Genomic DNA, 7,472 nt, shown 5'->3' on the forward strand with positions numbered 1-7,472 from the left:
GGATTGGCTAACTCTTTAGGGTTAAAAACATGACGAACCCATTGCATTGTTTCTAGATCTGTTTCGGTAAACATTTCTGACATGTAGCAGCGTTTATCGGCACCGATGCCATGTTCGCCAGAAATACTTCCGCCGACTTTAACACAGAGTTTGAGAATTTCACCACCTAAAGCTTCTACTTGCTCTAATGCGCCATCGACAGCATTATCGTACAAAATTAGTGGGTGTAAATTACCATCGCCAGCATGGAAAACGTTGGCGACATAGTAACCGTATTTCTCGCCTAGTGCGGCGATTTCTTGCAGCACGTAGGATAACTGCGTGCGAGGGATGACACCATCTTGCACGTAATAGTCGGGGCTGATTTTTCCCATTGCTGCAAAGGCGGCTTTGCGCCCCTTCCACAGCCGCAACCGCTGTTCTGGCTCGGTTGCTACATCGATCGATCTGGCTCCATTCTGGCGGCAAATGTCGGCAATCAGGGCTTGATTTGTGGCGACTTCTACTGCCGAGCCGTCGATTTCGACTAGTAATATTGCTGCTGCATCGCGGGGATAGCAATTGGTAGCGACGACATCTTCGACGGCGTTGATACTAAAATTGTCCATCATCTCGATTCCGGCGGGGATAATTCCTGCGCCGATGATGCCAGAGACTGCGCTACCTGCGGCTTCAACGCTATTGAAATCGGCAAGTAGGACGCAGATGGATGCGGGCGTTTTGAGAATTTTGAGGGTAATTTCGGTGGCGATGCCGAGGGTACCTTCGGAGCCGACAAATAAACCTGTTAAATCGTATCCTGGCATTTCGATAATTTCGCCACCGAGATCGACAATTTCGCCGCTGGGGATGACTACTTTTAAGCCGATGACGTGATTGGTTGTCACTCCATATTTGAGACAATGCACGCCGCCAGAATTTTCGGCAATATTACCCCCGATCGAACAAATAATCTGACTGGAAGGATCTGGGGCATAATAGAAGCCGCCGCCACTAACGGCTTGAGTTACCCAGTTATTAATTACGCCCGGTTGCACGACGACGCGTTGATTTTCTAAATCTACTTTCAGAATCTGATTCATCAACGAGGTGACTATTAGCACGCAATTTTCGACGGGTAACGCGCCACCCGACAAACCCGTACCAGCACCTCTGGCAATCCAAGCGACATTATGTCGATCGCAAATTTCAACAGCAGCAGCGACTTGGGCGGTAGTTTTGGGCAAAATAACTAGTGCGGGACGTTCGCGATAGCTAGTCAAACCATCGCATTCATAAGTCATCAATTCTTCTCGCCGTTGAATGATGCCTTTGATACCGACGACCGCTGTTAGCTGTGCGATAATCGGTTTCCAGTTGAATTGTGTAGATTTTTCTGCTACAAGCATAAGTGATGAATAATGTCGTAGTTGTTGCTGGCGAAGAGGCTTGAGTAAAGTAGTCGATCGATCTTATCGACTCTTATACTACCTACTATCCCCCATTCGGCAGCTACTATCCACTATTTGCTAGTCTTAATCTCTCCATTACCTGAATTTTACCTCGACAGAGTAATCTAAGTTCAGATTTTGGAGCGAACATTATGCTGTCAATCGTTCAAAGTACGGACTTAGATTACTCACACCAACAGCATCAACAACCTTTAGTTCTCAATAAGCGGCTGTATTTTCATACCAAAGGCGATGAAATTCCCCTCTTTCCCGAAGGCGTATGGCAAGTTACCCAAGGATTGGTACAACTGAGTGCTAACTATGAAGATGGCGAACAGGTATTATTTGGTTGGGCGGCGACAGGCGCGTGGTTTGGCACTCAAGGCTCCGATCGGCTAGATTATCAGGCGATCGCCTTATCACCTGTATACTTACGATGGTTGCGGTTAGATGAAATTGAGAGTTCGATGCGACTATCTCAGCTTTTACTCCCACAGTTATCTAAGCGGATGCGTCAAGCTGAATTATTATTGATTATCAACGGTCGCCGACACACGGTAGAACGCTTGAGAGGTTTATTATCGCTACTCAGGGATGAGTTGGGCGAGTCTTTGCCAGATAATCAGACGCGAATTAATTATAAGTTCACTCACCAACAGTTAGCTAGTGCGATCGGCACGACGCGAGTTACTGTCAGTCGAATGATGGCGCAGTTTCAATCTAAAGGTTACATGATGCTCGATCGACATCGCCATCTGATCTTAGATAATAGCTATTTTGGACATATTGGTAATTAGTCGATTGTCGATTAATTGAAAAAATTGGGGTGTAATTAATATTAGGTTTATTTAAAGCAAAGCCAATCGAAATGTATGTTTCGATTGGCTTTGTAAGTAGGTTATCAATTTTGTCAATTGACAAAATCAGATTAAGTATTACTATCGGCTTTATGATTAACAGTTTCTGCCGATTCAATTTGGCTGGGAGTTTTGACCGCAGTTTCAATCGCGTCTACTTCTTTTTTAAACTCAGACTGAAAATCATTCGAGGCTTCTTGGAAACCCTTGAGTGCCTTGCCTAAACTTTTACCGATTTCTGGTAACTTTTTGGGGCCAAATACCAATAATACGACAACAGCGATCGCGATAGTTTCCGGTAAACCGATCCCAAAAAAGTTCATAATGTTGTTCCTGACAATTGCTTTACTGGTATTACGATGCCGAGCCTTACCTAATATTGAGATTTAGCTAAGGGTGCGATCCTTACCTAAAAATATTTAATTTTTAACTATACTAACTGGCTAGCGATCGGGTATGGGGTAGAGCTAACCGTTATGGTGCAAAATATCGAAAATTTGCGCTCTCGGTTTTATCCATTCCCTTACCCAAATCTCCAGTCTCACCAACGGTTAACCGCCGTACGGTAAAAATGTTATTGTCCGCCGCCGCCGCCACTCCAGTCAACAGAGAAGCTATCGAGGACGAGAGAGTTATTGTAAATTTGAAGAATAATTAATAAAAAGACTGCGAATAAGAGCATAAATACGCCCATTACTGGGGTAGTGCCCCAACCAGGAACGACTTTACCATATTCAGCATTCAGAGGTCTGAGCAGATCTCCTAATTTAGTACGTTGTGCCATGCGTCACCGATGATGTTATGTGGATACTAGAAATGTGGTGTGTTAACTGCCACATCCTCAGTGTACCAAAGAAAATTCCAATTTTTCGATATACCGATCCCGTTCTATTGATGGTGGTGTCTACAAGTCGATCGCAGACTTACCATCGAGACAGATGAGAGAATGATATCTACCGATCGCTAGATTTTTTGGTAAATTTTTGTAAAATTCACTAATATTGTAAGGGAAGCAACATCCTTAAATTAAATTAATCATGGAATCTGCAACAATCCTTAGCATTACGTTAGGTGCAGCGGTGATCCTCACCACCGCATACGGCTTGTATATGTCGTTTGGCTCTCCAGCCAAGCAATTATCCGATCCTTTCGATGACCATGAAGACTAGGATTTAGTGAATAGTGAACAGAGATCTTGTAGGGTGGGCAATGCCCACCAACTAGGTTTCATGCTTTGAGACAAGATAGCCAAAGCGATTACCGAACAGCGAAGCGCGGCTACGAGTCCGATTTGAAGTAATGTAAATTTAGCCGATCGCAGTAGCTTTAGCCATCAGGGGGAAACCGAGTTTTTCGCGTTGGGCGAGATAGAGCTGGGCGACTTGGCGGGCTAAACCGCGCACTGTCCCGATATAGCGGGTACGCTCGGTAACCGAAATTACCCCCCGTGCATCGAGCATATTAAAAGTATGAGAACATTTGAGCACGTAATCTAGACTCGGCATCACCAATCCTTTGGCGATGAGTTGCTCGGCTTCTTGGCGATAGAGATCGAAGAGCGTAAATAATAATTCGGGATTAGATGCTTCAAAGTTATATGTAGACTGCTCGATTTCGGATTGGAGATAGATATCGGCGTATGTAAGCGTATCATTCCACTGAATTTTAGCGATCGCATCTACATCTTGAAGATACATGCACAGCCGTTCTAAGCCATAAGTAATTTCAATCGACACCGGACGACAATCGATCCCGCCACACTGCTGAAAATAGGTAAATTGAGTGACTTCCATCCCATCGAGCCATACTTCCCAGCCAACACCCCAAGCACCCATCGCGGCATCTTCCCAGTTATCTTCCACAAACCGAATATCATGATCTTCTGGTTTAATTCCCACCGCTCTGAGCGAGTCTAGATAGATATCTTGAATATTATCGGGAGAAGGTTTGATCAGTACTTGATATTGATAGTAGTGTTGATAGCGGTTGGGATTATTACCATAACGACCGTCACCCGGACGACGACAGGGTTCGATATAAGCCACTGCCCAAGGTTCGGGGCCGATCGATCTCAAGAAGGTATGATGGCTTTTAGTAGCAGCACCTTTTTCGGTATCGTAAGCTTGAACGATCGAGCAACCTCGATCGCTCCAAAATTGATTTAAAGTAGCAACAACAGATTGAAAATTCATCTAAAGTAAAAAGTTAAAAGTCAGCAACAGTAAAGCTTCCACCAGCAACATCATCTGCATTATCCCAGAAATCAGCTCAATCATCGTACAGCATCGATTCCTACCAACAACGTAATCTGCGTAATCCGAAAAATCCGGAAAATCCGGGTCAGAAGTTGCTAAAATAGGCTGGCATCAATAATTATGCAAGCAAATGCAACCAAAGTCATGCAGACAGATCCGATCGCTTACATAGTAGTTTGACAGCCAGATGTGGGCATGATGTATATGCAACAGGATTCCCCAATCCCTGCCATCGATCCGATCGATTGGTGAAATAACGATCGATTTAGGATCGAAGATCCCGATTACTATGAGAGGGAGATCGAAAAATTTGACTCCGTCCGAAGGCATTTTCTATGAGTTTTGCACAATTCCCTCCCGATCGAGTACCATTGCAGCCAGAAGCGGCAACCAGGCCAGCCAAACCGATCAAACGACCGAAAAGACCAGATCCGGCAGATTATCCACCGTTGCCGCCAATGCTGCAACTGACCGGGAATACGCCGATTCCACCAGCCAGCGAACCGCTTCAGTATCGGGCGATCGGCTTGATCTTAGGTAAGTATATCCCCTCGGATGAAGAATTCAATCAGGGGACAATGTTAGCTGACGATGGGACAGAGATCGATGCTGTCATTCTCGGTCGGATTATGAGCCTGATCAAAAATCATCTGGATCTAGAAAAATCGCATTTATGGGTAGTCTATCCTCGGATTCGCAAGGAGGACAACAAACTCCACGCCCAAATTATGGGCATGTGGGATCCACAGTTGGTTGTCAAACCATTAGAAAATAGCGATCCAGAAAATCTCGCCGATCCAGCACCTGCGGCTCATCCGCTCCCCTCGATCGAAACTTTGGGCATTCCCGATAGTTATTTCTCGATTCGGGGCGAAGTGATCTATCAATCTCGCGAAACTAGAGAGATCTTTGTCAAAATTCGCCAAGCACCTAAGAAAAAAACCGAAGAAGAGCGGTACTTCAAAATTCGATTGATCGGAGATCTAGCCCAAAAGCTGGTCGGTAATTTCTGGGATTTTGACGTAATTCGAGTCGAGAATAATTTAGAGATCCGCAGCGGGCAATTTGTCGCCACCATTCGGGCCAAACAGCCCCGTAAAGGCGGCAGTAGACCCCCTAGCGATTCTGGAAGCGCAAAACCATTTAAGAAGCCCTGGGAAGGCGATGATGGTAGAGAGATCGTGCCGCGCAGCGATGTCGATCGACCAAAGCCCGCCGCACCTGTTAAACGGTCGTTACCGCCTAAATTAGATTTACCCGATGATTAGGCGGACTTCGCGATCGATTGCGGTGATTCCCAGGCAATAATCTACTGTCTGAACTATGATTTGTCAGATTAATGGATGACTATGATTGACTTTATAGAACCGTCTTATAAAAGTACGTTCTTGAGGAAACCCCAATCAAACTGGGCGGGTGACCCGCCCATCAGCACTTTTCGATCGTCACAGTCCATCAGCAGATCGTTCTAATCACAGTGCAGACAATATTAGGCGTGCAAGAAGTATCGATCGTCCTAGCGCAGCCGTTTGTCGGCAGCATCGTCCAACCGCAACCTGACCGATTCCCCGTGCGAAAATAAGCCCTCAGCCTGGGTAAGAGCGTCGATCGCATCACCGACTTTACTTAAAGCTGCGGGTGAATATTGGATCAGGCTGGAGTGCTTCATAAATGTCTCCACACTCAAAGCCGAAGCATAACGAGCCGCGCCAGAAGTGGGGAGGGTATGATTGGGGCCAGCAAGGTAGTCGCCGACGGCTTCGGGGGTAGAATCGCCCAAGAAAATCGCCCCAGCGTGACGGATTTTATTTACCAACGCCCACGGATCTGCGGTTTTAATTTCTAAATGTTCGGGCGCGAATCGATCGGATAATTCAGCAGCAATTTCTAGGCTTTCAACTACCACGATTAAGCCATAATGAGCGATCGATTTCTCGGTCAGCGTCCGGCGGGGGTGGTTCTGGAGCTGGCTTTCAACTGCGGCTTGGACTGCTGTAGCTAATTTAAGATCGGTGGTAATCAAAATTGCCGCAGCCATCGGATCGTGTTCGGCTTGGGCGAGAAGATCGGCAGCAACATGAGTCGGATTGGCACGTCCGTCAGCGATAATTAGTACTTCTGACGGCCCAGCCAGAGAGTCGATCCCCACAGTGCCATAGACGAGCTTTTTGGCGAGGGTGACGTAGATATTACCAGGGCCAGTAATTACATCGACTTTAGCAATTGTATCGGTGCCATACGCTAGGGCTGCGATCGATTGGGCACCACCCACTCGATAAATCTCTTCGATTCCGGCGACTTGCGCGGCGACGAGGACGGCAGGATGGAGAGTTGCTTCAGCTCCAGGTGGGGTCACCATCGCGATTTGGGGCACGCCAGCCACTTTTGCCGGAATGGCATTCATCAGCACCGTACTGGGGTAGCAAGCGCGTCCTCCCGGCACATAAATGCCTGCTCGATCGACCGGGTTGTAGCGTTTGCCTAGCACGACATCATCTTCGCCAAATGTCACCCAAGATTTGGGTACCCGCTGACGATGAAAAGCTTCAATATTTTGGGCGGCAAGTTCGATCGCTTTGAGTAATTCCTTAGATACCTGCTGATAGGCAGCATCTAATTCGGCACCACTGACCCGCAACCGATCGACTGTCAGAGATTGACCGTCAAACTCAGCCGTATAATGGAGTAAAGCCTTGTCGCCCTGTCTTTTGACAGTCTGGACGATTTCATTAACTGTGGCTTCTTTATGGACGATCGCATCGTCATGGGTGCGGGAACTGATTCGCTGCAACTCTTGTTGAGCTTCAGTCTGCTGAGTGATGATTCGCAGCATGGGTGAAAATGCCAATTAGCAAAAGGTGGAACGATCGGGGGTCTGTAGGGACAGTCTATCCTTGGCGACCTTATTACTATAATTTAACGCGATTTTT

General features: G+C 46.6%; 9 protein-coding genes. 3 read left to right on the forward strand and 6 right to left on the reverse strand.

The genetic code is table 11. The features are described 5' to 3' along the window. Positions 1–1,388 (reverse strand): glycolate oxidase subunit GlcD (gene glcD, locus Q0R35_RS18665; protein WP_295622068.1); only part of this gene is annotated, 1,388 nt, incomplete at its 3' end. Positions 1,389–1,582: 194 nt separating this feature from the next. Here glcD and Q0R35_RS18670 point away from each other — a divergent pair. Further along, positions 1,583–2,227, forward strand: a complete 645-nt coding sequence (locus Q0R35_RS18670; protein ID WP_295622069.1) for a Crp/Fnr family transcriptional regulator — start codon at positions 1,583–1,585, stop codon at positions 2,225–2,227. A 131-nt stretch (positions 2,228–2,358) separates the two neighbouring features. Here the strand turns inward: Q0R35_RS18670 and Q0R35_RS18675 are convergent, their stop codons facing one another. The 3 genes from Q0R35_RS18675 to psbH form a co-directional block, all read right to left on the reverse strand. Next, positions 2,359–2,610, reverse strand: coding sequence for a TatA/E family twin arginine-targeting protein translocase (locus Q0R35_RS18675; RefSeq protein WP_295622071.1), 252 nt, complete (start codon positions 2,608–2,610; stop codon positions 2,359–2,361). A gap of 151 nt (positions 2,611–2,761) precedes the next feature. Then, positions 2,762–2,893: a hypothetical protein gene (locus Q0R35_RS18680; protein ID WP_295622078.1), complete on the reverse strand. Its 132-nt coding sequence runs from the start codon at positions 2,891–2,893 to the stop codon at positions 2,762–2,764. Continuing rightward, positions 2,862–3,071, reverse strand: a complete 210-nt coding sequence (gene psbH, locus Q0R35_RS18685; protein WP_295622072.1) for a photosystem II reaction center protein PsbH — start codon at positions 3,069–3,071, stop codon at positions 2,862–2,864. Before psbH ends, Q0R35_RS18680 begins: the two co-directional genes overlap by 32 nt. A gap of 253 nt (positions 3,072–3,324) precedes the next feature. Here psbH and Q0R35_RS18690 point away from each other — a divergent pair, with 253 nt between their 5' ends. After that, entirely contained in the window at positions 3,325–3,456 is a 132-nt protein-coding gene (locus Q0R35_RS18690; protein ID WP_295622073.1) for a photosystem II protein N, read from the forward strand. A 138-nt stretch (positions 3,457–3,594) separates the two neighbouring features. On the opposite strand, the gene glyQ is transcribed toward Q0R35_RS18690, so the two are convergent. Further along, a complete protein-coding gene (gene glyQ, locus Q0R35_RS18695) occupies positions 3,595–4,479 on the reverse strand; it encodes a glycine--tRNA ligase subunit alpha (protein ID WP_295622075.1) in 885 nt (294 codons plus the stop codon). A gap of 398 nt (positions 4,480–4,877) precedes the next feature. On the opposite strand from glyQ, the gene Q0R35_RS18700 reads away from it, so the two are divergent. Continuing rightward, positions 4,878–5,810, forward strand: coding sequence for a hypothetical protein (locus Q0R35_RS18700; protein WP_295622076.1), 933 nt, complete (start codon positions 4,878–4,880; stop codon positions 5,808–5,810). 248 nt (positions 5,811–6,058) lie between these two features. Here the strand turns inward: Q0R35_RS18700 and hisD are convergent, their stop codons facing one another. Then, on the reverse strand, positions 6,059–7,375 hold the full coding sequence (gene hisD / locus Q0R35_RS18705) for a histidinol dehydrogenase (protein WP_295622077.1): 1,317 nt from the start codon (positions 7,373–7,375) through the stop codon (positions 6,059–6,061). Positions 7,376–7,472: the final 97 nt, after the last annotated feature.

It is taken from the genome of Chamaesiphon sp. GL140_3_metabinner_50 (assembly GCF_025361915.1).
GTDB lineage: Bacteria > Cyanobacteriota > Cyanobacteriia > Cyanobacteriales > Chamaesiphonaceae > Chamaesiphon.